The sequence below is a fragment of the Lysinibacillus sp. RC46 genome (genome assembly GCF_041262385.1).
Taxonomy (GTDB): domain Bacteria; phylum Bacillota; class Bacilli; order Bacillales_A; family Planococcaceae; genus Lysinibacillus.
This window is the reverse complement of the sequence record NZ_JBGCCF010000007.1, coordinates 175,790-201,399: the sequence shown is the minus strand read 5'-3', so window position 1 is coordinate 201,399 and position 25,610 is coordinate 175,790. Positions and strand designations below refer to the sequence as shown.

The window sequence follows — 25,610 nt, the reverse complement described above, 5'->3', positions numbered from 1 at the left end:
GTGACTTCTTTCCGTCGGTGAGACCTTCCTTTCCATCGTTGCTGATTCTATCCGTCACCTTGAGGGTTCTTTCCGTCGATGCAGGAGTTCTTTCCGTCGCTCTGTGACTTCTATCCGTCGGTGAGACCTTCCTTTCCATCGTTGCTGATTCTATCCGTCACTTTGAGGGTTCTTTCCGTCGGGGCAGTAGCTCTTTCCGTCGCTCTGTGACTTTTATCCGTCGGTGAGACCTTCCTTTCCATCGTTGCTGATTCTATCCGTCACCTTGAGTGTTCTTTCCGTCGTTGAGGCCTTCCTTTCCGTCGTTGCTGATTCTATCCGTCACCTTGAGGGTTCTTTCCGTCGGGGCAGGAGTTCTTTCCGTCGCTCCGAGACTTCTATCCGTTGGTGAGACCTTCCTTTCCATCGTTGCTGATTCTATCCGTCACCTTGAGGGTTCTTTCCGTCGGGGCAGGAGCTCTTTCCGTCGCTCTGTGACTTCTTTCCGTCGGTGAGACCTTCCTTTCCATCGTTGCTGATTCTATCCGTCACCTTGAGGGTTCTTTCCGTCGATGCAGGAGTTCTTTCCGTCGCTCTAAGACTTCTAGCCTTCTGCAACATTTCTAGCAAAACTTCAGACCGCTTGAATTTCTGCTCTTTAATCTACAATCCAATACTTCCTGTTACTTTTTGTACCCTCAGCTTTCAACGGTAACTTTTGTAGTAATTTATAAGCTGTATTCGGCGAATCTATTGCAAAAAACTCACAAAAGCTTTTATTTGTTAACGTTTCGCCTACTAGCAATCGATAATCTTCAAGCGTCCTAAAAATTGCCTCTTGATCAACTGCTCCGCAACGCTGACAATACCATTTTGGGAAACGATAGTTCATTTTCTGTCCATTTAAACAACTTTCACATAGCACACCTTTTACTAAATCTCGGACAGGCAGTGCTATTTCTCTTTTGATTGGCCTATGCATGGATAATAATTTAGAAGCAAATTGAAATAACTTTTCTTCATCCACCCCCGCCTTTTTATGCTGTTGAAGCCATTTTCGAACATGATAACGTAAACCTGAAACATGAAAAATTGGTTGTCCCCTTAAACTCTTCGATAAAATAGCATTTTTCGTAGCCAATACGACAGCATAATGGACAGGAATCTCAAGCCGTGACTGATGCAACATTCCCATCATCCATTCCATATGTCGCCTCCCTTGATGAAATGGATTAGTCATTCCCTCGATATCCCCTTCAGCTGTAGTTCGTGTAAATTGATTAAAGGATTCATCGAAATCAAGAAAGCCTGTTACATTTTTAATTTCGAGTATCAATATAAATTGAGGACAAAGTAAAACGGTGTCTATTTGATGAGTAGTGCCAAAGTGATTAAGTATTTGTAAATCATGAAGAAAATAATGCTGATGAGGTAAATTAATTTCAAGCCATTCGGCATCTACTCTTTGCTCACCAGCAAAGCCTGCGTGTATACGTCTCAACCTCTCAAAATAATTCATGTATTCAGTATGTGTGCTAGGTAATCTCCGTATCAAAGCATCTAAAATTTTGTGTTGCTCCGATTCCTGACGGTCTAATAAAATCATTGTTTCTTCACCCCCTATAACTATTGTATAAAAAAAGAACCTCATTAAAAGAGGTTCCAAAAAACTTGAAATACGTAATACAAATTAAATCTTTCATCAACTTTTTTAGATAGAAAGAACGGAAAAATTCCTACTATTCAGCTCTTGCTAGTATTTTTTTGCTCGCTTTCCGTCGATGTCAGCGTTCCTTCCGTCGTTTTGAGACTTCTTTCCGTCGGTCTGGCCTTGCTTTCCGTCGCCATTAATTCTATCCGTCGACTCGGGCTTTCTTTCCGTCGATGCAGGAGTTCTTTCCGTCGCTCGGACTTTCCGTCGGTGGGGTCTCGCTTTCCGTCGCCGCTATTTCGATCCGTCGCCCTGGGATTGCCATCCGTCGATGCAGGAGTTCTTTCCGTCGCTCGGAGACTTCTTTCCGTCGGTCTGGCCTTGCTTTCCGTCGCCATTAATTCTATCCGTCGACTCGGGCTTTCTTTCCGTCGATGCAGGAGTTCTTTCCGTCGCTTGGAGACTTCTTTCCGTCGGTCTGGCCTTGCTTTCCGTCGCCATTAATTCTATCCGTCGACTCGGGCTTTCTTTCCGTCGATGTCGCTGTTCTTTCCGTCGCTCGGAGACTTCTTTCCGTCGGTCTGGCCTTACTTTCCGTCGACGCTAATTTTATCCGTCGACTCAGGCTTTCTTTCCGTCGATGTCGCTGTTCTTTCCGTCGCTTTGAGACTTCTTTCCGTCGGTCTGGCCTTGCTTTCCGTCGACGCTAATTTTATCCGTCGACTCAGGCTTTCTTTCCGTCGATGTCGCTGTTCCTTCCGTCGCTTTGAGACTTCTTTCCGTCGGTCGGCCTTGCTTTCCGTCGCCATTAATTCTATCCGTCGGCTCGGGCTTTCTTTCCGTCGATGCAGAAGTTCTTTCCGTCGCTCGGAGACTTCTTTCCGTCGGTGGGGTCTCGCTTTCCGTCGCCGCTATTTCGATCCGTCGCCCTGGGATTGCCATCCGTCGATGCAGGAGTTCTTTCCGTCGCTCGGAGACTTCTTTCCGTCGGTCTGGCCTTACTTTCCGTCGACGCTAATTTTATCCGTCGCCTCAGGCTTTCTTTCCGTCGATGTCGCTGTTCTTTCCGTCGCCTTGAGACTTCTTTCCGTCGGTCTGGCCTTGCTTTCCGTCGACGCTAATTTTATCCGTCGCCTCAGGCTTTCTTTCCGTCGCTCTGAGACTTCTTTCCATAAAGCCTTTCAACATAAAAAAACAACTGAACAGCCAAAGCCATTCAGTCGTTTTTTCGTAGTAAATATAAAAAATAAGGTGCGCCGATACATGCTACGACAATACCTGCTGGTACTGTTGCACTTGAAATAGCTACGCGGCCAATTGTATCCGCTAGCATTAGTAAGCTTGCACCGATAAACCATGTCAGGGGTAGAAAGAACTGGTAGCGTGGTCCGACAAGCTGTTTTGCAATATGTGGAGCCATGAGACCGATAAAGGCAATGCCTCCTGTGACCGATACAGCTGCCGCAGCTAGTGCTACAGAGACAACTAATAATTGTAAACGCTCTCGACCTATATTTAAGCCTAAGCCAACCGCCGTTTGTTCTGTCATCGCCAGTACGTTTAACACATTTGCTTTATAAAAAATAAATGGAATGCCTAGCACAAGCCAAGGCAATAAAGCCCAGAAGAATGGCCAATCTGTTCCCCAAATATTGCCCGCAAGCCATTGCGCGATAAATTGCACATCACTACGCTCAGCTGAGGAAATTAATATGATCATTACACCCGATAAGGCAGATGCTACACCTACTCCGACTAAAATGAGTTGGACCGGCTGCACACCTTCATTGCGCTTGTACGAGAAAAAGTAAATGCAGATTGCCGTTAATAAAGCGCTACAAAATCCTACAAGTGGTAACATATACGCAAAGTTAGGTAAGTCTCCATTGACAAGGAGATAAAAAAGGGTAATCCCAACACCTGCACCTGCATTAATCCCAATAATACCAGGGTCCGCTAAGTCATTACGGGTCACCCCCTGCAAAACGGCACCGGCTAAAGCTAACGCCATCCCTGCAGCTGCCAGCACAAACAATCTTGGCAAGCGAACAGAGAACAATACGAATGATTCTTTGAAGCTACCGTCTCCCATTAAAATCGGTAGTATGCGATCAATCGAAACCGAAGCTGCTCCCATTGAAATACCCATAACAAAAATTACTATTGTTAATAAGATCCAAACCAATAACCATCTACGTTGTTTTTTTCGCCCGACATTAAACAATCTGACGACCTCCCTTCCGAACAAGAAGTAAGAAGAATGGAAGGCCTATTATTGAAATAATGGCAACTACCGGAGTTTCATATGGAGCATTAATCATTCTACCTGCAAAATCCGCGGTCACCATAAACCATCCACCGATAATAGCACTCATCGGTAAGACAAATCGATAGTCTGTCCCTACAATTGCACGGACAATATGTGGCACCATTAAACCAACAAATGCTAGATTACCTACAAGTGCTACTGCGGAGCCTGCAAGAATTACAACAACAAACATCATTATTCCTTTAATGACTGCTGTGTTTTGTCCTAACCCAACAGCTACTTCTTCATTTAAACTTAAAATAGTTAGCTGACGACTAAATGCAAACGCTACAATTAATCCGACCACAATAACCGGAGCAATTATTAAAGCTTGCCATGTAGTACCTATTAAACCACCACTCGTCCACATCGAAACATCTTTTGAAATTCGAAATAATATTCCCGTACCATCTGCTATTGCTTGTAATAAAGCGGAAACAGCTGCCCCAGCTAAAACTAACTTTAATGGAGAAAAGCCATTCTTAGTTGAAGCGCCAATACCATAGACAACAATCATCCCTACGCCCGCACCTACGAAACATGCAAAAATAAGCATATAATACGAGGAATTTGGGATGAATGCCATCGTCAATGCAAGTGCCGCATTCGCACCTGCTGTGAGGCCAAGAAGTCCCGGATCCGCTAACGGATTTCTAGTAACTCCTTGCATAATAGCCCCAGCAACTGCGAGTGCACTACCTACAAAAATAGCAGCAATAATACGAGGAAATCGAATTTCTCTTAAAATAGCATAATGCTTGCCACCGTCTTGTCCGACAATCGCTTGATAAACATCTTGAATGCTCGTATTTGCTGCGCCGATACAAAGTGAAATCGTAACTGTCACTGCTAATAAGATCAGTGCAAGCAACACCTGAAGCCAAAATGGGAAATGTCGAAACTTTATCATTTTCCTTCGCTACTCTCTACTGAAATTATTGTAAAAATTTCTTTTCAAAGAAATCTAGTTGATAATCTAAAGTGATTGGGTCATTAAAGTAAAATTCGTTGGCATTCACTTCAAATAAATGGCCATTTTTCTCAGCCTCTAAATCTTTAAACCACGCAGCATTTTTAATGGCGCTATCTTCGCCTTTAAATGTACTAAAAATCACATAGTCACCCGCGTAATCCCCTAATACCTCTTGAGAAATTGCTAAATAACCTGGTTTTAAAGCACCTTCCTTCACTTTCTCAGGCATTTTCAAGCCCATTTCTTGATATATAATTTCTGTGCCACGACCCCAGTTATCTCCATAAACATACAATTGTTTATTGAACATTTCTGCAACAGTAACGGTTGCATTTTCGCCGATTTTTTCTTTAATTTTTGTACCCGCTTCTGCGGCACGCTCTTTAAAATCTTTTACCCAATCGGTTGCTTCTTTTTCTTTATTAACAGCCTTACCGATTTCAATAAATTGCTGTAAATAATCTACTTTACCATAAGTAAATAATACAGTTGGTGCGATTTCTGCTAATTTATCCGCATTTTCAATACCATTTAAACCAATTATCAAATCTGGCTCAAGCTCGATAATTTTTTCAATATCCGTATTCTCAACAACTACTGCATCTTTAATATCATCTTGGAAGTTTGGATTATCTGCAGCCCATGAATCAACACCGACAACATTAACGCCAAGCTGTAGTAAATCCCCAACAAATGAAGATAACACAACTACACGTTTAGGGTTAGCTGGTACTTCTATAGGACCTGATTCTGATTGATACGTAATCGTTTCTGCAGATGTTTTATCTTTAGAGCCCTCTTCCGCCTTCTCTTCTTTATTGCCGCACGCTGCAAGCACTAGTACGACCATCATAAACATTGGTAATAGCCACTTTTTCATAAATATATCTCCTTTTACACTGTTTCTAGTAAGTTATATGTAATGCACATTGGCTTATCTGTTCGTGGATCTTTACCAATGACTGCATCAATATTAAACACTTTTTCTAATACTTCAGGTACCATGACTTCCTCTGCAGTACCAAACTTCACAAGCTCTCCTTTTGACAGCGCAACGATAAAATCTGAAAAACGGGCTGCCTGATTTAAATCATGTAGCACCATAACAATTGTGCGTCTCTCTTCTTCGTTAAGCTTGTAAAGTAATTCTAAAACCTCTAACTGATGGGCCATATCTAAATACGTTGTTGGCTCATCTAAAAAAATAATATCGGTCTCTTGCGCTAATGCCATCGCAATCCACACTCGTTGACGCTGTCCACCTGATAAGGCATCAACCGTGTTCTGACGAAAGTCATCCGTTTTAGTTACCTTTAAGGCCCAGTCAATCATTTCTTTATCCTTTTTCGATAAATTACCGAAGCCTTTTTGATATGGAAATCGACCGTAGGATACAAGTTCTTCTACTGTTAAACCATGTGCACTTTCCGGGCTTTGTGGTAAGATGGCGAGTTCTTTCGCCAATTCTTTTGTGTTCATCTCGGAAATATTTTGACCATCTAATATGACTTGTCCACTCTTATGCTTCAAAATCCTTGTAATGGCCTTTAAAAGTGTTGATTTGCCACAGCCATTGGAACCAATAATGGTCGTTATTTTACCGTCTGGAATTTGTAGCGATAAATCATGCACAATCGTTTTGTCCTCGTAGCCGATACGAATCGATTCAACTTGTAAACGCACAACATAACCTCTCTTTCCTTTTACTTCTTTCCATGCTATGATAACGAATAACCGATAATGATAATCATTATCACTAAAGTTAGTCTAGTTTTCCTATAAAGTTTTGTCAAATACTTTTTTATTATTTTTTAAGGATGTGGTGTTATAAATGCAACATTTATACGATGTAACAATTATTGGCGGTGGCCCCGCAGGTCTATATAGTGCCTTTTATAGTGGTTTACGAGGATTGAAGACGAAGTTAATTGAGAGTCAACATCAGCTTGGTGGTAAAGTTTTACTTTATCCCGAAAAGCTCATTTGGGATATTGGCGGACACCCTCCTGTGTTAGGCGAACAATTTGTAAAACAGTTGATTGCGCAGGCAAAAACTTTTGATCCAACCATTTTAACAGGTATGAAAGTCGATTTTATCGAGCGCCAAGATGAAATTTTTGTTCTACATACGGCGCAAGGAGATAAACATTATTCTAAAACCGTTCTTTTAGCAGTTGGTGGCGGAATTATTAACCCTCAAAAGCTTTCACTAGAAGGAGCAGAAAAATATGAAATGACTAATTTACACTATACAGTGCAATCTTATCGACACTTTGTGGACAAGGAAATTATTATTTCAGGAGGCGGAAATGCGGCTATTGATTGGGCAGTTGAACTTAGTCCTATCGCTAAAAATGTAACTGTAGTTTATCGGAAAGATAAGTTATCTGCGCATGAATCAACAATACAAGAAGCTTTAGATGCTGGTGTAAAGATTGAATGCCATACAACTATTTCAAAATTGACTGCTAATGCTGACAAAACAGCGATTCAATTAGTGACATGTGAAAACTCAAAAACAAAGCAAAGTTATACGCGTCAAATCGATGAAGTAATTGTTAGTCATGGCTATAACCGCGAAGCATCATTAGCATTGGATCAATCACTGACCATTCCTAAAAAAGATGATTACTATTTCGAAGGAAAAGCAACGGGAGAAACTGAGCAACCCGGTATTTTTGCAGCGGGTGATATTTTAGCATTTGAAGGGAAGATTCATCTCCTTTTAGGTACTTTCCAAGATGCAGCCAATGCCGTGAACTCTATTAAAACGTATTTAGAACCTACTGCCTATCGTCACGGGGTCGTGTCATCACATAATGAAGTGTTTAAAGAGAAAAATCGCTCTATTATTGAAAAGCACCTTAAATAATCATTAAAAACTAAATACAATGATTATTCAATCACAACAACCCCTCTTAAGAAAATTTACTCTTCAGAGGGGTTCTTAAGCCTTTCTTGCTATCTTTATAGGATGGACTTTAAAAGACCCATCGAAATAATCTACCTAAAGAAATTTAAAAATGCACCCATTTGCCTTAACATACCAACTCCATTTGTTATTGTTCCCGCATGGCCCATAATGGTATTTAAATGCTGTGGTAATCTTCCAAATCTAGAAGTTTGGGGTTGTTGATTAGGGTTAAAGAAAGGTTGCACCCTTCTACCTTGAATAGGAGGGCCAAAACCTTGTCTATATCTTGGTGGTAATGGTCTCATTCTAGAATTAGGCGGATAAAATGGCATCAATTCACCCCCTATCAAATATCTTTTTACTAGTATACGTCTGTATTTTTTTATTGTTTAGACTATCGGAGAAGTTGCTAAAAAAATATATTGATATGTATTGTAAAAATGTTGAAGCCCAATTATTTATCATTCTCTCCTTCCTTTCTGAAAGGTTCTTCATGACAACTCTGGAACCATACTTTTTTTAATTTCATATTATACAAAAATACGAATAAAGAAGGGATTCCGATTCAAAATTCAAAATATCTAGATTTTCTGTCCAAATTTGGCGTTGGTGGTGCGCATCCTGGTGGCATTAATCTAACTAAGGAAATATTCAAGGTAGAGAGCATTAACGAAAACTCCCGCATTTTGGATGCAGGGTGTGGTACAGGCCAAACTTCTGCCTATTTGGCGGAAACATATGAAGCAAAAGTAACTGGTATTGATATCAATCCTGAAATGGTCGCAAAGGCTAAAAAGAGAATGAAAAAAAATCACTTACCCGTAAAAATAATTCAATGCTCTATAGAACAAGTGCCGTTACCTGATCATACATTTGATTTTATTATTTCTGAATCTGTTCTTTCTTTTGTCAATAAACCTAATGCCCTGAAAGAAATTTTTCGTTTATTAAAAAAAGGTGGTCGGTTTATTGCCATTGAATTTACTATTCATCAACCACTTGAAGAAAAAATTGAAAAGGAAATCAAACATTTTTATGGATTTGATTCTTGTTCAATGAAAAAGGATTGGGTAGCTTTGTTTAACCAGGCTGGTTTTAAAAATATTCGTATTCAAAAAAATAAATCAATCTTCTCCATTCCTGAGCTTCATCACTCGAAGGATATTGCACCTGAACTTTATGAGGTAATGGATAAACATTTTGAAATGAACTTAAAGTATGAAGGCGTTTTAGACTATAGAATTTATTCATGTACTAAATAGTGTGAGGATGTTATTTAACTTAACTGCTATGTAAATAAAAAAGAGCAGCAGACTCGTTCAACGACAAATCACCCACTTCAACATCCATTCTGTTCAACAATTTATAGCGGGAAATTAATCCTTTGTGCCATTTCCCGCTTCTTTCTTTTCCCTAAAAGAGCAAGATTTCCTCCTTAGTCATTCCTTTGCATGTGTTTATCTTCATTAATCATAACTGCATGAATGCCCTCAATAAAAGTATTGATTAAGATTAAAAAGCTTTTATTGATATCAAGTGGCATCCCAAATCCCCCCATTTGTTCAATAGAAGTGAATCCATGTAGAATACTTCGTAACCCTCTGACCATATGAATAGCAATTTCTTCTTGTAAATTATAGGCATCAAGCACTTGAAGTACAAGTTGCACGACAGCTTCTTGGGCTTGCTGAAGTTCTTGATCGTTAGTATCTGGAAAGCGAGTGCTTGCATCATACAACCCCGGATGCTCTCTAACAAATTGAATATATGCCTGACTAATTGCACGAACGGCATCATCACCTGAACGTCCTACTGCAGCTTGAAGCATATATTCATTTAATTTGTTTACGCCTTGAATAGCTAACTTCTGCTTCAATTCATTTAATCCATCAAGATGGTTATACAAGGAAGGTGGTCGTATTTCCAATTTTTCTGCTAATAGTCCAATTGAAAGTTGATCCAATCCTTGTTCATCAACTAGCTCCGTTGCCTTTTGTAAAATAATCGATATATCTATTTTCATTCGACGGGACATTTTTTTCACTTCCTATTTTGATTGTCTAAAATTTTTTTCTGCTTCTGCTATTGCTATGTCCAAAAGTTCCTGTGGTTGCTTCAACATCTTTCCGTGCCCCACAGCAAGTAAGCTTGGATTTAAATCCCTTAATTTTTTTGCGCTTATTAGAGCTGTGCTTTTATCCCATGTTGCTAGAGCAGGAAATGGAAACAACGGATTCATTACTCCCGATACTAGTAGTTTTCCTCTTGTTACGAGGGCATCACCCGCGATTAAACTTCTATTGCGTGTGTCGAAAAGTGTGATGGAACCAGGTGTATGACCTGGAGTTGCAATCACTTCTAATGAACCAACACAATCACCTTCTTCGAGTAATAAGTCCGGTTTAGTCTTAATATTTTTTGGAATACCTCCCCGAATGGGTGTGTTTTTTTCATTTGGAAGTAATGCACTATTTCCTTCCAATAACAAAGCATCTCTGGAAGAAATGCACACTTGACTATCTGGTAATAATTCTTTTAACGTGTCTAGCGCTCCTATATGATCACTATGTGCATGAGTAATGATGATTCTTGTAATCGGTTTACCAATACTTTCAGCCGCTTTTATTATACTTTTTGCACTATATGGTAAGGCTGCATCGATAAGTGTAAGCTCGCTTTCTTCTTCTACAATATAACAATTAACAGGAAAAATCCTTGGCATAAATGACAATTGAAACACTGTACCAATCTTCGTAATTTTCATTCTAAATCAAATCCCCTTTATCAACTAATCGTATTTCTATTTTAACTAATATGATTAGTTTTCGCAATATTTAAATTAAGGAAATTTAGATTTTGACTAAAATTCTCGTGCCTCGAAGGAAAGATTCCTGCTTTTCTAATACATTATTCTAAAAGTGACCGCTTCCTATTTTCCCTACCCAAAACACCATAGTGTTAATAAAAAGCATAACTGTTTTTTATTTCCCTTGCACTTGATAAACCATAAAATGACACCTGTCATAAAGAACCTTTGACTGGTGTGAATATGTTTTTCCCTTTCGTTTTCTTATCATAATTATAAGAAAACAAAGAAAGAGTGATTTTATGATGAAGGTTCAACAAAGATTACCCCTAATCGATATGTTACGGGGCTTTGCTGTATTAGGGACACTTGGCACAAATATTTGGATTTTTGCTTATCTTGGAGATATTTCGTATATCACAACGAGTAGTTTTTCAGGTTGGTGGTCATTGAACGACTTTTTACGAATGGCAGTCCTTTTTTTAGTAAACGGTAAACTCCTTGGTTTATTAACAATCATGTTTGGTGTAGGTCTAGAATTAAAATATCAGCAAGCTTTGCGAAAAGGAAATGCTTGGCCAGGCATGTATATTTGGACGATAGTTTTTTTATTTATGGAGGGGCTTATCCACTTCACCTTAGTTATGGAATATGATATTTTAATGAGCTATGCTGTGACAGCCGTCATCGTTGCTTTTATCGTTAAATTTGGTGATAGAGCGATTAAACGTGCTTTATACGTTTTTGGTAGTTTCCACGCACTGACGATTCTGCTTATTTTAGTTAGTGCATTGCTAGGTGCCATCAATGTTTCCCTTGCTGGACTCGATCCAGTCGTCAGTCTTTATGAAAATGGAACTTGGCTTGAGCAAATACAATATCGTTTAACAAATTTTCTTTATTATAGAACAGAAGCTATTTTTATTATTCCAATGAATATCTTTTTATTTTTACTTGGCGTAAAACTGATGAGGAATGGTGTATTTTCACAAGATGACAAAGGTCGTCAAGCGCGTCAAAAACTATTCAAAATCGGTATTTTTATTGGGATACCTTTAAATCTCCTGATCTTTATTCCTGGAGGAGCATTTGATTTACCTGTACGTTATTTATTCGCACCAATTCTATCAATTGGTTATATTGGTATTTTAGGTAAAATGATAGAATATAAGAAGCTTGATTGGTTATGGAAGAGATTTGGCGAGATTGGGAAAATGTCTTTAAGTTGCTATGTGCTTCAAAACGTTATTGCATCTATTATTTTCTATGGCTGGGGCTTAGGTTTAGGTGGAAAATTGAATAGCATTGAAGTTATCAGCATTTGGCTAACCCTCTCCTTTCTACAACTTTTCATGGCACATATTTGTATCAAGCATTTTCATGTTGGGCCAATGGAATGGATTCGGAAACACGCCATTCAAAGTGTCACACAGAAATAATCGACAAGGGTTGGTGTGAACTATAAAGATTTATCCAAGAGACCAGGTAAAGTACTATTTAATTATCGATGTTGTATCGCTTGTTTTTTTATTTACAATGGTATTGAGTTCGAATTCTCCAATACCGTTAATGGCTAAAATAATTATCCTTATGTTATTTTTAGTAGCCTTCTATATTGCTTTATGGTTTAAAGATTGGCGTTTACTGTTAGCTTCTTTACTAGGCTTTACGCTTATTATCATATTGGGTATTTATGAAGGTTCTTCTATGTTAGTTTTTGGATTTATTTTTGCTGATTTAATTGGGAGAGCTAAAAAGAAATGGCATATTGCTATTGGAATGATTGCGATTGCCTTTATGTTTTTAATAGTTATTTGGTTTGAATCAGGAGCATCTTTCAAATTACAATCCCAAGCAATAATACCTATTATGATCATTCAGCTACTGTTTCCAATGCTAATTTACTACGTAGAAAAATCAAAAAAATTACAATCAAAATTAACAGAGGTAAATACCCAGCTTGTTCAGCAAGAAGAAAGACAACGTATTGCGAGAGACCTCCACGATACGCTTGGTCATACATTGACAATGATTAAAATAAAAACCGAACTAACATCAAAATTAGTCGATAAAGATACAATGCGTGTTAAAGATGAGCTAAATGATATTTTAGCAACAGCACGAACAGCACTAAAGCAAGTAAGAGAATTAGTCTCCGATATGAATTTTATTTCGTTAGAAAGTGAACTTATACATTGTAAGCAGCATTTACAAACAGCGGATATTTCCATAAAAATAAAAAATAACTGTCCAAAGCTGCTACTAGCTAGTGTGGAGGAAACGATGCTGTCCTTATGTCTTCGGGAAGCAGCTACAAATATTATTAAACATAGTCAAGCAAAAAAATGCCAAATAGATATCAACTATATTAATGGAATTTTAAAGATAAACGTTGTTGACGATGGTGTCGGCTTACATATCCAAGGGCATGGGAATGGACTTTCATCGATGAAAGAAAGAATGAATGCCCTTCAAGGAAATGCTTCCATTGGCAACTTACCGACAGGCGGAACGATTGTGACCTTAACACTGCCTAACCAACACTATAAAAAGGAGCCAACTTCATGATAAGAGTATTACTAGCTGAGGATCAACAAATGTTACGTGGCGCCATGACTTCCTTGTTGTCGTTTGAGCCTGATATAAAAGTGATCGCGGAAGTTTCAGATGGTCAAACAGCGTGGGAATATATTCAACAAGAGCTACCCGATGTTTGTGTATTGGACATTGAAATGCCGAATCTTACTGGTCTTGAACTTGCTGAAAAAATAAGACAGGCAAATTTACCGTGCAAGGTGATGATTGTCACTACCTTTGCACGCCCTGGCTATTTACAAAAAGCGATGGATTGTGAGGTACAAGGTTATTTATTAAAAGATGAGCCGATCGACTATTTAATTGAAACAATAAGAAAAGTGATGAATGGTGAAAAAGTAGTTAGTAGAGATCTAGCTGCAACGTTATTTATGAAAGAACAGAATCCATTAAATGAACGCGAAATTGCTGTTCTGCAACTTGTAAAAGAAGGACTCACAACAAATGAGATTAGTAAAAAGTTATTTTTAACGAAAGGCACTATCCGAAACTATTTATCAACCTCTATTCAAAAGCTCCATGTTGAATCTAGACAACAAGCTGTTCAAGTCGCCAGTGATAAAGGGTGGCTTTAGAACAAGAAAAGCGATACTATATTCCTTGATACAGTATCGCTTAGCATTTTAATCAACTACTTTTTTATTTTTAGACACTAAATTTATAATTATTTCAACGAGTACGACAGCAATTAAGGAAAGCCCAAATAGTGGCATCAGTATACCTAAAATAATCATGAAAATGATAAAAGGAATGGATACCTTTTGAGAGATTTTAGGTGGTGCAGATAGCATACCTTGTTTCTTTCGTAGTAGCCATGTTCTAACTCCCCAAACTATAACTACTAAAAATGCTAGACATACTAGTAAATTTATTAATTTATTTGGCCAGCCAAACAAATGACCTTCATGTAAAGGAATTCCCCATGTGAACCATTTGGCAAGAATGCCATAGTCCTCATATCCAACCTTGTCTATAAATTTTCCGCTATATTGATCGAAATACATTGTCGTTTCATCATATGGACTAACATCAAGACCTGTGACACCAGTGTTACTAGATTTTGCAACTGTATAGACACCGTCTTCACTAGTAGGATAAATAATAGCGTAAGGTTTTGATATATTCATTGCATCAATTTCATGTTCTAGCTTTTCCACACTTAGTTGGTTAGGGTTAGCAACATAGCCCATATTAGCCCCCATACCATGATGTGCTGCATGTCCTGAATCTGACGATGGAGGGGTTTCTTGACGAGTAGCCCAAGGAATCTCACTAACATCAGATGTAGGCGGCTGCTGCTGCAATAATGGCGTGCCGAAAGAAGGATGATCTTGTGAAGCTTGATAAATATATTTCCCCATAAACGCAGACCATGGTAAACCTGTGAAAATAATAACAAGCATTGGAATTGTAATAATTGTCCCAACAAGAGCATGGAATTTTCTACTCTTTTGACGTTTGTTCGTCTGCTTTGTTTTCTTTAGTAGTTTTGCTTTAAACGTCATGTAAATGCCTGAAAGTAGTAAAAAAATAGCCCAGCACGCAGCTAATTCTACTAAATAATTGACAACCGTTCCCCCAATAAATAAGGAACTATGGGCATTTCTCATAATATTTGCAAATGTGTAATCAGCATCTTGACCACCGATAATTTGGTTATGATCATCTAAAAACACATATTTCTCTTTGCCATCTGCATTCTTCATCGATAAACGAGTATTGTATGGCTCTTCTAACTCAATAATTTTATTTGTTTTATAGCCAGCATATGATTCTTCTGCAAGTTTAACAGCATCATCGATAGATTGTATCTCGGTTTTTCCACTTTCACCAAAAAAGTATTTATCATATAACTGATTTTCAACATTGGTATAAAATAAAAAACCTATACCACTTAATGTTAGTGAAATAAGAAGTGGAGTAATAAATAACGCGGCATAAAAGTGCGTTCGCCAAAAGCTCTGATAAAGCGTGTTCTTCATGTCTAATTCTCCAATCTATAATAATAAGCGCAAAATTATTATATAGTTAAAAAGTGAAATAAGTATGAAGTCCCAGAGTTTTTTTTATGACAAATATATGTATTCCTATTGAGATAATTAGATTAAAAGCTTGTTTTTATAGAAAAAGGCTACATAATGTCCCCATAAAGAGGTGAACATTAAGTAGCCTTTTAACTTTGGTGAAGACTAATAATCAGTGGGGATAATACGCCCCACTGATTAAAGTTTCACTTTATCCCGCTTTAACGGGCAGTAATTTATCTGTTCCGAAAGCGTGGCTTCAGGTAAAAGATTTAAAACCTTAAATTAGCAAAGAGAAGATGTTTGGTGCGGGATTAACTGCCCGTAAAAGCCCGATTGGTGAAGACTAATAATCAGTGGGGATAATACGTCCCACTGATTAAAGTTTCACTTTATCCCGCTTTAACGGGCAGTAATTTATCTATTCCGAAAGCGCGACTTCAGGTAAAAAATACCAAATCTTAAATTAGCAATGCAAAGAAGTTTGGTGCGGGATTAACTGCCCGTAAAAGCCCGATTGGTGAAGACTAATAATCAGTGGGGATAATACGTCCCACTGATTAAAGTTTCACTTTATCCAACTAGCTCTTTCATTACATTCGTATAAGCTGTTAAAATATCATTTTCATGGACAGCATCTTGTTCTACATACTGTTCAACTGTGTCCTTTAATGTTTGAGAAGTACTTGTATATTGCGTTTCCATGACTTCAAATTTTAATAAACTTTCATAATACTCGATTACTTGTGGATTCATGTGTAACACTCCTTCAATTTTAGCATAAAAAAACATCTTTCCTTCATCAGGAAGATGCCTACTATGACAAATACACGACATAATACGGTGATTGACACGGTGAAAAAAGCTTTCTATTGGTAATAGAAGCTACCTTCTTAGCAATCATCGTACTATGAGCATGCAGGAGAATTTCTCTAGTCACACTCAACACCCCCTATCCTCGTAGGTTTTTTGGTTGTACTAGATAAAGGCAGGTCTCCTGGCTTATGTTCATCACACTTTTCACCTTCCCATTACAATGCGTAACAGTGGTCTTTTGAAACGTGCTCACATTTACAGTTGCGGGACAGCGCCGGATTTACACCGATCTTCCCTTTTAAACAAATCGGAATTCCGATTTGTACCTCTATCTTATTATTCCGTTTATATTATTATACCATAGTATCTTGTATAATCGAGTACTTCACCATCTAAGCATCTGTTTGACTAGTCTATCCATCGCTTGGACCACGCTACCTTCGCTTAAATTTTTTCAGTAGCTGTCACTTCACTTTTTCTATAAAAATTTCTGTCGAATAAAAAGAAAAACCTGACCTCTTAAAAAGAAGTCAAGTTTCTATTTAATGTATGGACTGTTGGACTTGTTGACGGAGAGTTTTTGCCGCAGCTACCATATGTGCCAGTGCTGCAACTGTTTCTGTTTCCTTCCTTGTTTTTAAACCACAGTCAGGATTCACCCAAAATTGATTTTTTGATAAAACCTGTAAGCTATCCTGCATAATACTCAGCATCTCTTCTTCGCTCGGTACACGTGGACTATGAATATCATAAACGCCTAGCCCAATTCCTTTTTCATACGGATTGACTTGCAGAGAAGAAATCAGCTCGCCATGGCTACGTGACGTTTCAATTGAAATAACATCAGCATCCAATGCACTAATTGGCTCGATAAAATCATTAAACTCACAATAGCACATATGTGTATGAATTTGTGTTTGATCCTTCACACTAGATGTAGCAAGTTTAAAAGCATTCACCGTCCACTCTAAGTAAGCTCCCCAATTTTCTTCACACAGTGGCAAGCCCTCTCGTAATGCTGGTTCATCAACCTGAATAATAGAAATACCCGCAGCTTCTAGTGCTTCTACCTCTTTTCGAAGTGCCAAAGCAATTTGATAGGATACATCCTCCCGTGAAATATCATCCCGGACAAAGGACCAATTTAAAATTGTCACAGGACCTGTGAGCATTCCCTTTACATAACGATTCGTTTGGCTTTGGGCATAGGCTGTTTCTTTAACTGTCATCGGTGCTTCCCATGCAACGTCACCATAAATAATTGGTGGCTTCACACAGCGAGAGCCATATGATACAACCCATGCTTTCTCCGTAAATGCAAAACCAGTAAGTTTTTCCCCGAAATATTCAACCATATCTGTGCGCTCAAATTCACCGTGTACCAAAACGTCGATATCTAATTCCTCTTGAATAGTGATCCAACGTTTTGTCTCTTGTTCGACAAACGCTGCATAATCCTCATCAGATAGTTGTTTCTTTCGCCATGCACTTCGTGTACGTTTGACTTCGTCTGATTGCGGAAAGCTCCCAATTGTTGTAGTTGGGAACAGCGGTAATTGCAAGGCTTGTTGTTGAACCTTTTGACGTGTTTTAAATTCACTCTGGCGTTCAAAATCTTGTGCTGACACTGCTTTAATGGCTTGTTGAATACTTCTATTTTGACGAGCCGGGTGATTTTTCAACGCTTCAATCGCCTTCATACTTTCAGATGTTTTTTGATTTGAGGGGCTTCCTGTGCCTTGTAAGTATTTTGTTATTTCATTGATTTCAACTAATTTTTCATCTGCAAAAGAAAGGGCATTTTTTAGAACTGGATCGAGCTTTGTTTCGAGAGTAGTTGTAATTGGAACATGCTGTAAGTTACACGAAGATTGAATCCATATTTCTTTAGCACCACTTAGCTGTTCAATAGCTTTAATAGTTGAGCTAGCCTCTGCTAGATTGGAGCGCCAAATATCTCGTCCATTTATAATACCGGCCGCTAATACTTTATCTTGTGGGAAGCCAAATTGACGTAATGCCTCCATATTTTCGCCATAGCCATGCACAAAGTCTAACCCAATTCCTTGAACCGGAAGTGTCACAATTGACTCGTATGCCGATAATGACTCAAAATATGTTTGTAGCATAATGTTAACCTCGGGTACTGATGCAATTAATTGTCTATAAATTTCTTGAACAAGTTTAACCTCCGCTTCATCTAGTGTTGTGGCAAGAGCAGGCTCCTCTAATTGAATCCACTCTACACCAGCATCCACTAACTCCTTTAAGACCTGCGTATAAAGTGGTAGTAATGCTAAAATAAATGTAATCTGCGATAGTTTGTCATAGCCTTTTGTTAATTTACAAAATGTATATGGGCCAATCAATGTAGGTTTTGCTGTAATACCAAACGCTTCCTTAGCCTCTAAAAAGTCTGCCAATATTTTATTTTCTGTCAATTGTAAAGGTTGTCCCTCATATTCTGGCACAATATAATGATAGTTTGTATTAAACCATTTTGTCATTTCACTAGCCACGGCTTTTTTACTACCACGAGCTACCCCATAGTAAGTTTGTAAATCAACTTTGTCTCCCTGCCAATCAAAGCGCTTTGGAACTAAGCCAAACATCATTGCCGTATCCAACATTCTGTCATAGAGTGTGAAATCTCCGACAGTTATCATGTCTATGCCGAGACGAATCTGCTTGTTTATTCGAGCTAGGCGAATATCCTTTAAATGCTGTAAAAATTCATCCTCTGAAAGCTCCTTTTTCCAAAATGCCTCTAAAGCCTTTTTCCATTCACGATCTTCTCCGATATACGGATAACCAACTGTAGTACTTGTATACGTCATGTTTATCTCTCCTATCAATCAAAATAAAAAAAAAGCCACCCTCCTTTTTTTTGGAAAATGGCTGTCATTGCATATCAAAATTAGCTATCAAGAAACAATACGAAATTCTTTCAAAATATCGCATGATTTATTGTCGCACAGGGCCGATATGGTCACATCTCACCACCTATTTCCACGTAGGTATTTGGTGTGTACTAGATATTGGCAGGTCTCCTGGCTTCTCATCAACACGCCTCACAGCCTTCCCAGTTTCCCAGTGGCAATTGTGATTTGCTCCGATTTACAGTTGCGGGACAGCGTCGGATTTACACCGACTTCCCTTTTAAGCCAAACTTTCATTCGGCACCAACTCTTACACAATATTTAATTATGTTTTACTATAACATATATTTTTCTGAAAAGTAGATTTATTTTCAGATTTGTTCGATTCTTCATACTGCTGTTATTCCAAACATATGGAATCATCGAAGACTAGCAGCCCCGCTACCAAAATAAACTTGTAAATAGTGGGATATTCTGTTATTTTATAGTTAGTTATCCAACTAACTAATAACAAAGGAGGTGTAAACAAATGGCAAAACCTACTGGTATTGAAAAGTCAGATTTATTAATGGCTGCCAAGCAAAGTTTAGTAGAAAAAGGGATTGAGAAATTCACCTTAAAGGCTGTTGCTGAGCAAGCTGGGGTGACACAAGGAACTATTTATTATCATTTCAAATCAAAAGAGCAAATCATTCTAGAAATTGTCCAAGACATCTGTGAAAATTCCTGGAATGAGATTCTGATGACTGATCGAGAAATGATTCAATCTGCACTTCTCTCTGCAAAAAGTCGATATGAAAATGATGCGTTTTATCATAAATTATTTTTCACCTTAACTGTTTTCGGCTTTACGAACCCAACTATTAGACAGCAAATTGGACAAATTTTAGCGGCTGAAAATGAACATTTATGTAACATTTTAAATAAATTATGGGATACATCACCAATTGATGGCGTGTCGATGGAAACTTGGAGCATTTTTTTCAACGCCCTTATTGATGGCTTAGCCTTACAAGTGATGATGAGGGACGATTTCGATGTAGATGTCTTCTATCAGCAATTAGAAAAAATCCTTCAGACATTGCATCGTCTAGAAAATAATTAGAGGAGGAAAACTATGCGATTCTTTTTATGCTGGGGTTTTGGGATTTGGCTTGTAGCAAGTGCCGTATTTCGATTTGTAGGGCATTACTTTTTTACCCTTGAAGAACCTTTCCTCATGATAGCTACTTACATTTTAGCTATTCCAATCGTTTGGATAGCGACAATACCTATTTATTCTTTGAAAAAGACAAAAGGTACAGAACGGTTACTGGCTGCTATTTGTATCGTATTACCTGGAATGCTCATTGATGCAGTCGTATTGTTAGTTTTCGACAATATTTTCCCGAATTTATCGGCTGACTTAGATCGATATTTCGCCTCATGGCTATTATGGGCTTACTCCCTAATTCTCATTACTGGTTTTACAAATGCTTCATTCGTGAAAAAGAATACTATTCATTCATCAAATTAAAGGATTTTACATTATTATCCTAGAAGTAAGTAATGATTAGAATTAAAGGAGGAGAAAAAATGATTATAGGCTTACATCACGTTCAAATAACAATACCAAAAGGTGAAGAAGAAAAAGGAAGACATTTTTACTGTCAAGTATTAGGACTAAAAGAAATTGAAAAGCCTGATTCGCTGAAAGGACGAGGTGGATTTTGGTTACAGGTCGGCAATAGAGCGGTACATGTAGGTACAGAGGATGGCTTTGATAGATTAACGACGAAGGCTCATATTGCCTATCAAGTTGAAAATATCGAACATTGGAAGAAGGTACTAGCCGAACATCATATAGAAATTTTCGACTCAGTTCCTATTCCTCATTTTGAACGCTTTGAATTTAGAGATCCATTCGGTAATAGAGTGGAGATGATTCAAGAATTCTAAAAGAAAACAGTTGAATAGAAATTATTTTCTATTCAACTGGCATGTCTTCCAACTTTTTAATTTTGCCGGGGTACTTTTACATTTTATCGCCCAACTTTTGAATTTTATCGACTAACTTTCACGTTTTATCACCCAACTTCTGAATTTTATCGACATCCTCCTTCTTTCGATACTAAAAAACACTTCAGCCAACTGAAACATTTGTAATACAACTGTAAATTAAGGCGATGAAGCCTTTTATATCAGGTGTTTACAGCAATTTCCCATCCACCGTGGTAACAATTACCTCAAAGAAGCCCTACTTTTTCATGCTACGATTAATTCCAGTGACAAACCAAATCAGGATTAATCCTAACAATAGCTTCAGGAGGAAATAACAACATGAATAAACGATTTTTATCAACAACATTAGCATTGACGATAGGTTTTAGCACAGTGGGGATGGTACAACCAACTGTTCAACCTATAGAAGTAGAGGCTGCAACAACAAATGCCCTGAATAACTCACAAGCAGTTAATACGAAAGCGGATCAACTAATTCAAGCTGGAAAAAGCTTAATTGGTAAGGCGACATATAGTAATACAGAATACAAGGCTACATATCCTTATAAATTCTCTTGCGCATCATTTATTATGTACATTTTCGAGAAAAATGGTGTTGACCTTGCAACTTATAATGAAGATTATATGATACAGCAAGGAACAGCTGTTAATAGAAATCAATTACAAAAAGGTGATTTACTATTCTTTAAGAGTAAAAAAACTGGGACAGACCCTGACCACGTTGGTATGTATATCGGGGACAATAAAATGATTCACATGGCTGATTCCCAACAGAATATTGTTATTTCTGATTTAAATAGTAAGCCATATTATACAGATAATTATGTAGGTGCCCGCAGAGTTTTACCTACATTACTCTCAGCTAATCCTGCAACGAAAGGCGATAAAATCGTTGAAAACGCTTATAACTATAAAGATAAAGTAACTATGGGTACAACAATTAGTGAGCAGAGTCTACGTTTTACCGGGCCTGGGTTTGTAGAATATGTTTATCGTAAGAGTGGCGTAAACCTTGGTACTACAACCTTAAAGGAACAAATGAATCTGGGATCGACGGTTTCACGTGCTAATTTAAAGAAAGGTGATTTAATTTTCTTTAATAGTGTCGCTGGCTCTCAAACACCTTCACTTGTAGCCATTTATGCTGGGGACCAACGAATAATGATTCCAAGTTCAAGTGGTATTACGACAAGAGTACTGTTCGTTGACTATTATAAAGAGCATTATATTACTGCAAAACGTGTTACGTCAGATAACTCAACTGCAGCTCCGGCTCCAAATCCAGCCCCTAGCACGCCTTCTACTTCTGCTGATAAAATCATCTCTACTGCCTCAAATTTGAGTAGTAAAGCAAAGTTTGGTTATTCGTATGACGAAAGCTCACTTACGTTTACGAGCGCAGGATTTACTTACTATGTTTTTAAACAGCATGGGATTGATTTAAAAGATAAATTAGCAAGTAGACAAGCATTAGTTGGGACTAAAGTGGAAAAAGCACAGTTACAAAAAGGAGATCTGATCTTCTTCTCTACTAACAATGGAGGAAAAGATATTACACAAACAGGCATCTATCTTGGTAATAATCAGTTTATTAGTATGACATCTAATAATGTTGTAAAACAAAGCCTAACTTCAACATGGGCAAATCAAAACTATGTAACAGCTCGTCGTGTTTTATAATATAAATACAAAGAAAAAGAAGTATTCTTCTATTGAGAATACTTCTTTTTCTAGCTTATTTTTTATTTTTTAACTGATTCGCAAATTCTATCATAGATTTGCTAGACATTGGACCTTTAATAAGTACAATGGTTTCATTATCGAGCTTATGCTGTAGTACATCTAAAACGCCTGTAACATCTTTAAACATATGAACATCTGCCTTGGTGCCTTCCTTCAACGCTTGATTCGCAATATTTTCTGCTCTATTGCCAATAGTAATAAGCGTATCAACATTTCTTTTCGCGACCATTGTGCCAATCTCTCGATGATATTTTTCTTCGAAATTTCCTAACCTCTTAATATCACCTAAAATAAGAATTACTTTCTTCCCTTTTCCTATAGTATCTAAAACCTTTAGTGCCGCTTCAACAGAAGTCGGGTTATTTGTCCAAGTATCATCTACGATAGTACATTCACCTATGCCCGTAGAAAATTCTAAGTGTCTTGCCATCGCTTTGAACGTTTTTAATTGCGAAATTGCGACAGCCATGGAAAGTCCCATTTCCTTTATGGCAGCTATAGCCGCTAATGCATTATATACCTGGTGTTCTCCGTATCCTGGAACAAATAAATTGTATTTGTTATTTGACACTTTTAGTACAAATTTCATGCCGCCTTTTGTGAATTGTATATTCGTAGCTTGATAATCTGCCTTTTCGTTGACGCCAAAGGTAATAATCTTTCCTTTAAATTTATTTAGGGGGATTTTTTTAATGTTTTCATCATCACCATTAATGATTAACGTGCCATCTTTTCTTATTCCTTCTACAATTTCTGCCTTTGCTTTGATATAACCATCAAGATTATTGCATCCATCTAAATGATGGACACCAATATTCGTAATAATACCAATCGTAGGCTGATAGATCATACATTGGTGTTTAATATTCCCTATATTCCCCAATCCTAATTCAAAGATAGCTGCTTTTGTATTCTGATCGATTCCAGTCAAGTACGGTAAGGATTGCCGTGGCTCATTTTTACTGCTGACAGATGCTTGAACATTCCATTCCTTACTAGCTATGTGTTTAATCATTTCTTTCGTTGTCGTTTTACCACATGTTCCGGTTAAAGCAACGACTGGTATTTGAAATAGATTTCTGTAATGCCCCATGAATTTCCAATAGGCATGCAAAATACTTTTGACGCGTATAACGGCCGTATTCTTCAGCGCATTTTTCAATTCCTCTGAAGATTTATCAGAAATGACTAGAGATGGTCCCTTTCGATCTATTTCTTGCCAGTTAATTTGATCACTTTTACTAACAAACATAAGTGTATGATTTTGAGTCAGATCATGTCGGTTATAATAAATTGCATGTTTAACAGACCAGTGTTCAGAACCGCTTAATAATTCTCCTTGTAATAATTTTCTTATATCGCTCACACTTATATGTTGCAAGTTAACTACGCCCCCTTTCTATAAAGTATATTTCTGAATAAATGAATATCATAGTTTATGCATTTCAAGCAATTGACTATAAATATGCTCATTCTAGTAAATGATGAAAAATAACATTTATTTAGGTGAAATCTATTCGGAAGTAGATGATTTTTTTATTTTTAAATCATCTGCCAACTTAGAAACTTCTTTACTATACATATCTCCTTTAATGAAAAGAACCGTATTTTCATCTACAATATCTTCTAACAATTTATAGACGCGTGTACTATTTTTAAAAATATACACAGGTGAACTCATTCCTGCCTCAATGGCATGAAGCGCCATAATACTTGCATGTTCCCCTATCGTAATAAGTACATCGACCCCAATTTCACTAATTAATTCTCCCGCTTGTTCGTGAATGATATATCCCCAAGACCCTAAATCTGTTATCGTCCCAATAACGGCAATCGTTTTCTTGCCTTCTCCGAGCGCTTTCAAAACTTTTAATCCTGCCTCCAAAGAAGTAGTCGTAATATTCCATGTATCATCTAGTAATATGGAATTATTAATGCCTTTAAATACCTGAAGCTGCTTATTCAATTTTCGGAATGATGGCAGTTGTTCAGCTGCTAAAGAAATCGGCAAACCCATTTCACAAATAGCTGCAATCGCAGTGAGCGCATTATATACTTGATGCTCGCCAAAACCTGGTACATAGATTTCATAGAGTTTCTTCTTGTGATGAACATTGAACAGCATACCATTTTTGTGGTAGCGAATATCTCTTGCTTGAAAATCACAGGATTCATGCTTACCTACTTTAATAATGCGTCCTTGAAACTTTGATAAATCTATTTTACTTGAGTTGCTATCATCAGCATTCAGGATTAAGGAGCCTGTAGGACTAATAATGTCCAACATTTCACCCTTTGCTTGGATATACCCCTCTAAAGTTTTACAATAATTTAAATGATGTGCTCCTATATTTGTAATAATCCCAATAGTCGGCTTGAAATATTGCCCCGCAAGTTTGATGTCCCCCGGTGAACCAACAGCTGTTTCATAAACGGCTGCGTCGGTATGATCATCAATATTCAGTAAATATTGCAAAGAAGCAGTTCTAGAATTACTACTAAGTGGCGTGGATGCTACATTTTTTTCTGCAGAAAGTATATGTTTGATCATTTCCTTCGTCGTCGATTTACCAGAAGTACCAGTAATGGCTACAACAGGGATATTAAATTGATTGCGATAAAAATTTACGAACTCCCAATAGGCCTCATCTGTATCTTCTACTTTAATGATAATTATTTGCTCAGGTAATTCATTTTGACTGTATAATCTATCGGTTACAACCACTATAGGATAAAGTGACTCATAATCTTTCCAGTTCACAATACGCTTATTTGTAAAAAGGGCGGTATTTGGTTTTTTCACTTGCTTCAGTCGATAAGCGCCATGTTGAATCAACACTTCCCCCGACCCTTGCACTAAATGGCCTGCAGTAATGACTGTTAAATTCTGCACCGTAAGAGGCTTCATATTATTTTCCCCT

General features: G+C 37.7%; 26 protein-coding genes and 2 riboswitches. Of the genes, 13 read left to right on the top strand and 13 right to left on the bottom strand.

Annotated features, from left to right (window positions below; translation table 11 throughout):
- The first annotated feature begins 78 nt into the window (after nt 1-78).
- Nucleotides 79-210 carry a hypothetical protein gene (locus ABH966_RS09065; RefSeq protein ID WP_370077666.1) on the top strand — a complete coding sequence of 44 codons (132 nt, stop codon included), beginning with the start codon at nt 79-81 and terminating at the stop codon, nt 208-210.
- Nucleotides 211-284: 74 nt separating this feature from the next.
- Nucleotides 285-494 (top strand): hypothetical protein, encoded by a 210-nt coding sequence (locus ABH966_RS09060; RefSeq protein ID WP_370077664.1) that lies wholly within the window; start codon nt 285-287, stop codon nt 492-494.
- Nucleotides 495-637: 143 nt separating this feature from the next.
- Here the strand turns inward: ABH966_RS09060 and ABH966_RS09055 are convergent, their stop codons facing one another.
- Nucleotides 638-1,585, bottom strand: a complete 948-nt coding sequence (locus tag ABH966_RS09055) for a nuclease-related domain-containing protein (protein WP_370077662.1) — start codon at nt 1,583-1,585, stop codon at nt 638-640.
- Nucleotides 1,586-1,729: 144 nt separating this feature from the next.
- Between ABH966_RS09055 and ABH966_RS09050 the strand changes: the two genes are divergently transcribed.
- Together ABH966_RS09050 and ABH966_RS09045 are read left to right on the top strand one after the other, a co-directional pair.
- The gene (locus tag ABH966_RS09050; protein WP_370077660.1) at nt 1,730-2,134 is read left to right on the top strand and encodes a hypothetical protein; all 405 of its coding nucleotides are present in this window, start codon (nt 1,730-1,732) and stop codon (nt 2,132-2,134) included.
- 33 nt (nt 2,135-2,167) lie between these two features.
- Nucleotides 2,168-2,935 (top strand): hypothetical protein, encoded by a 768-nt coding sequence (locus ABH966_RS09045; protein WP_370077658.1) that lies wholly within the window; start codon nt 2,168-2,170, stop codon nt 2,933-2,935.
- On the opposite strand, the gene ABH966_RS09040 is transcribed toward ABH966_RS09045, so the two are convergent.
- Genes ABH966_RS09040 through ABH966_RS09025 form a run of 4 tightly spaced genes read right to left on the bottom strand, consistent with a single transcriptional unit; the run spans nt 2,847 to nt 6,594 of the window.
- Nucleotides 2,847-3,854 (bottom strand): FecCD family ABC transporter permease, encoded by a 1,008-nt coding sequence (locus ABH966_RS09040; protein WP_370077656.1) that lies wholly within the window; start codon nt 3,852-3,854, stop codon nt 2,847-2,849. The genes ABH966_RS09045 and ABH966_RS09040 overlap by 89 nt on opposite strands.
- Nucleotides 3,847-4,848 (bottom strand): FecCD family ABC transporter permease, encoded by a 1,002-nt coding sequence (locus ABH966_RS09035; RefSeq protein ID WP_370077654.1) that lies wholly within the window; start codon nt 4,846-4,848, stop codon nt 3,847-3,849. Before ABH966_RS09035 ends, ABH966_RS09040 begins: the two co-directional genes overlap by 8 nt.
- Before the next feature lie 25 nt (nt 4,849-4,873).
- Nucleotides 4,874-5,791 carry an iron-hydroxamate ABC transporter substrate-binding protein gene (locus ABH966_RS09030; protein ID WP_370077652.1) on the bottom strand — a complete coding sequence of 306 codons (918 nt, stop codon included), beginning with the start codon at nt 5,789-5,791 and terminating at the stop codon, nt 4,874-4,876.
- Nucleotides 5,792-5,805: 14 nt separating this feature from the next.
- Nucleotides 5,806-6,594: an ABC transporter ATP-binding protein gene (locus ABH966_RS09025; protein ID WP_370077650.1), complete on the bottom strand. Its 789-nt coding sequence runs from the start codon at nt 6,592-6,594 to the stop codon at nt 5,806-5,808.
- A gap of 148 nt (nt 6,595-6,742) precedes the next feature.
- Here ABH966_RS09025 and ABH966_RS09020 point away from each other — a divergent pair, with 148 nt between their 5' ends.
- On the top strand, nt 6,743-7,783 hold the full coding sequence (locus tag ABH966_RS09020; RefSeq protein ID WP_370077648.1) for an NAD(P)/FAD-dependent oxidoreductase: 1,041 nt from the start codon (nt 6,743-6,745) through the stop codon (nt 7,781-7,783).
- A gap of 131 nt (nt 7,784-7,914) precedes the next feature.
- Here the strand turns inward: ABH966_RS09020 and ABH966_RS09015 are convergent, their stop codons facing one another.
- Nucleotides 7,915-8,157: a hypothetical protein gene (locus tag ABH966_RS09015; RefSeq protein ID WP_370077646.1), complete on the bottom strand. Its 243-nt coding sequence runs from the start codon at nt 8,155-8,157 to the stop codon at nt 7,915-7,917.
- A gap of 195 nt (nt 8,158-8,352) precedes the next feature.
- Here ABH966_RS09015 and ABH966_RS09010 point away from each other — a divergent pair, with 195 nt between their 5' ends.
- A complete protein-coding gene (locus ABH966_RS09010; protein ID WP_370077689.1) occupies nt 8,353-9,087 on the top strand; it encodes a class I SAM-dependent methyltransferase in 735 nt (244 codons plus the stop codon).
- Between the two features lie 173 nt (nt 9,088-9,260).
- On the opposite strand, the gene ABH966_RS09005 is transcribed toward ABH966_RS09010, so the two are convergent.
- On the bottom strand, nt 9,261-9,860 hold the full coding sequence (locus ABH966_RS09005; RefSeq protein ID WP_370077645.1) for a TetR/AcrR family transcriptional regulator: 600 nt from the start codon (nt 9,858-9,860) through the stop codon (nt 9,261-9,263).
- Nucleotides 9,861-9,872: 12 nt separating this feature from the next.
- Nucleotides 9,873-10,589: an MBL fold metallo-hydrolase gene (locus ABH966_RS09000; RefSeq protein ID WP_370077643.1), complete on the bottom strand. Its 717-nt coding sequence runs from the start codon at nt 10,587-10,589 to the stop codon at nt 9,873-9,875.
- 347 nt (nt 10,590-10,936) lie between these two features.
- Here ABH966_RS09000 and ABH966_RS08995 point away from each other — a divergent pair, with 347 nt between their 5' ends.
- The 3 genes from ABH966_RS08995 to ABH966_RS08985 all read left to right on the top strand — a co-directional run bounded on the left by ABH966_RS08995 (nt 10,937) and on the right by ABH966_RS08985 (nt 13,801).
- Complete coding sequence (locus tag ABH966_RS08995; RefSeq protein ID WP_370077687.1) at nt 10,937-12,070, top strand: DUF418 domain-containing protein; 1,134 nt, start codon at nt 10,937-10,939, stop codon at nt 12,068-12,070.
- Nucleotides 12,071-12,221: 151 nt separating this feature from the next.
- Entirely contained in the window at nt 12,222-13,199 is a 978-nt protein-coding gene (locus tag ABH966_RS08990) for a sensor histidine kinase (RefSeq protein WP_370077641.1), read from the top strand.
- The gene (locus ABH966_RS08985) at nt 13,196-13,801 is read left to right on the top strand and encodes a response regulator transcription factor (protein WP_370077639.1); all 606 of its coding nucleotides are present in this window, start codon (nt 13,196-13,198) and stop codon (nt 13,799-13,801) included. Before ABH966_RS08990 ends, ABH966_RS08985 begins: the two co-directional genes overlap by 4 nt.
- A 48-nt stretch (nt 13,802-13,849) precedes the next feature.
- Here ABH966_RS08985 and ABH966_RS08980 read toward each other — a convergent pair whose 3' ends face one another.
- The 3 genes from ABH966_RS08980 to metE form a co-directional block, all read right to left on the bottom strand.
- Complete coding sequence (locus tag ABH966_RS08980; protein ID WP_370077637.1) at nt 13,850-15,208, bottom strand: PepSY-associated TM helix domain-containing protein; 1,359 nt, start codon at nt 15,206-15,208, stop codon at nt 13,850-13,852.
- 615 nt (nt 15,209-15,823) lie between these two features.
- A complete protein-coding gene (locus ABH966_RS08975) occupies nt 15,824-16,006 on the bottom strand; it encodes a hypothetical protein (RefSeq protein ID WP_370077635.1) in 183 nt (60 codons plus the stop codon).
- Nucleotides 16,007-16,220: 214 nt separating this feature from the next.
- A riboswitch (cobalamin riboswitch) is annotated at nt 16,221-16,411 on the bottom strand.
- A gap of 197 nt (nt 16,412-16,608) precedes the next feature.
- Complete coding sequence (gene metE, locus ABH966_RS08970; RefSeq protein ID WP_370077633.1) at nt 16,609-18,903, bottom strand: 5-methyltetrahydropteroyltriglutamate--homocysteine S-methyltransferase; 2,295 nt, start codon at nt 18,901-18,903, stop codon at nt 16,609-16,611.
- Nucleotides 18,904-19,089: 186 nt separating this feature from the next.
- A riboswitch (cobalamin riboswitch) is annotated at nt 19,090-19,268 on the bottom strand.
- Nucleotides 19,269-19,474: 206 nt separating this feature from the next.
- Between metE and ABH966_RS08965 the strand changes: the two genes are divergently transcribed.
- The 4 genes from ABH966_RS08965 to ABH966_RS08950 all read left to right on the top strand — a co-directional run bounded on the left by ABH966_RS08965 (nt 19,475) and on the right by ABH966_RS08950 (nt 22,626).
- The gene (locus ABH966_RS08965) at nt 19,475-20,050 is read left to right on the top strand and encodes a TetR/AcrR family transcriptional regulator (RefSeq protein WP_370077631.1); all 576 of its coding nucleotides are present in this window, start codon (nt 19,475-19,477) and stop codon (nt 20,048-20,050) included.
- Between the two features lie 12 nt (nt 20,051-20,062).
- Nucleotides 20,063-20,461, top strand: a complete 399-nt coding sequence (locus tag ABH966_RS08960; RefSeq protein WP_370077629.1) for a DUF5367 domain-containing protein — start codon at nt 20,063-20,065, stop codon at nt 20,459-20,461.
- Between the two features lie 59 nt (nt 20,462-20,520).
- Nucleotides 20,521-20,883, top strand: a complete 363-nt coding sequence (locus ABH966_RS08955) for a VOC family protein (protein ID WP_370077627.1) — start codon at nt 20,521-20,523, stop codon at nt 20,881-20,883.
- Between the two features lie 381 nt (nt 20,884-21,264).
- Nucleotides 21,265-22,626, top strand: coding sequence for a C40 family peptidase (locus tag ABH966_RS08950; protein ID WP_370077625.1), 1,362 nt, complete (start codon nt 21,265-21,267; stop codon nt 22,624-22,626).
- A gap of 55 nt (nt 22,627-22,681) precedes the next feature.
- On the opposite strand, the gene ABH966_RS08945 is transcribed toward ABH966_RS08950, so the two are convergent.
- Complete coding sequence (locus ABH966_RS08945; RefSeq protein WP_370077623.1) at nt 22,682-24,070, bottom strand: UDP-N-acetylmuramoyl-tripeptide--D-alanyl-D-alanine ligase; 1,389 nt, start codon at nt 24,068-24,070, stop codon at nt 22,682-22,684.
- Nucleotides 24,071-24,202: 132 nt separating this feature from the next.
- Nucleotides 24,203-25,597 carry a UDP-N-acetylmuramoyl-tripeptide--D-alanyl-D-alanine ligase gene (locus ABH966_RS08940; protein ID WP_370077621.1) on the bottom strand — a complete coding sequence of 465 codons (1,395 nt, stop codon included), beginning with the start codon at nt 25,595-25,597 and terminating at the stop codon, nt 24,203-24,205.
- Nucleotides 25,598-25,610 lie beyond the last annotated feature (13 nt).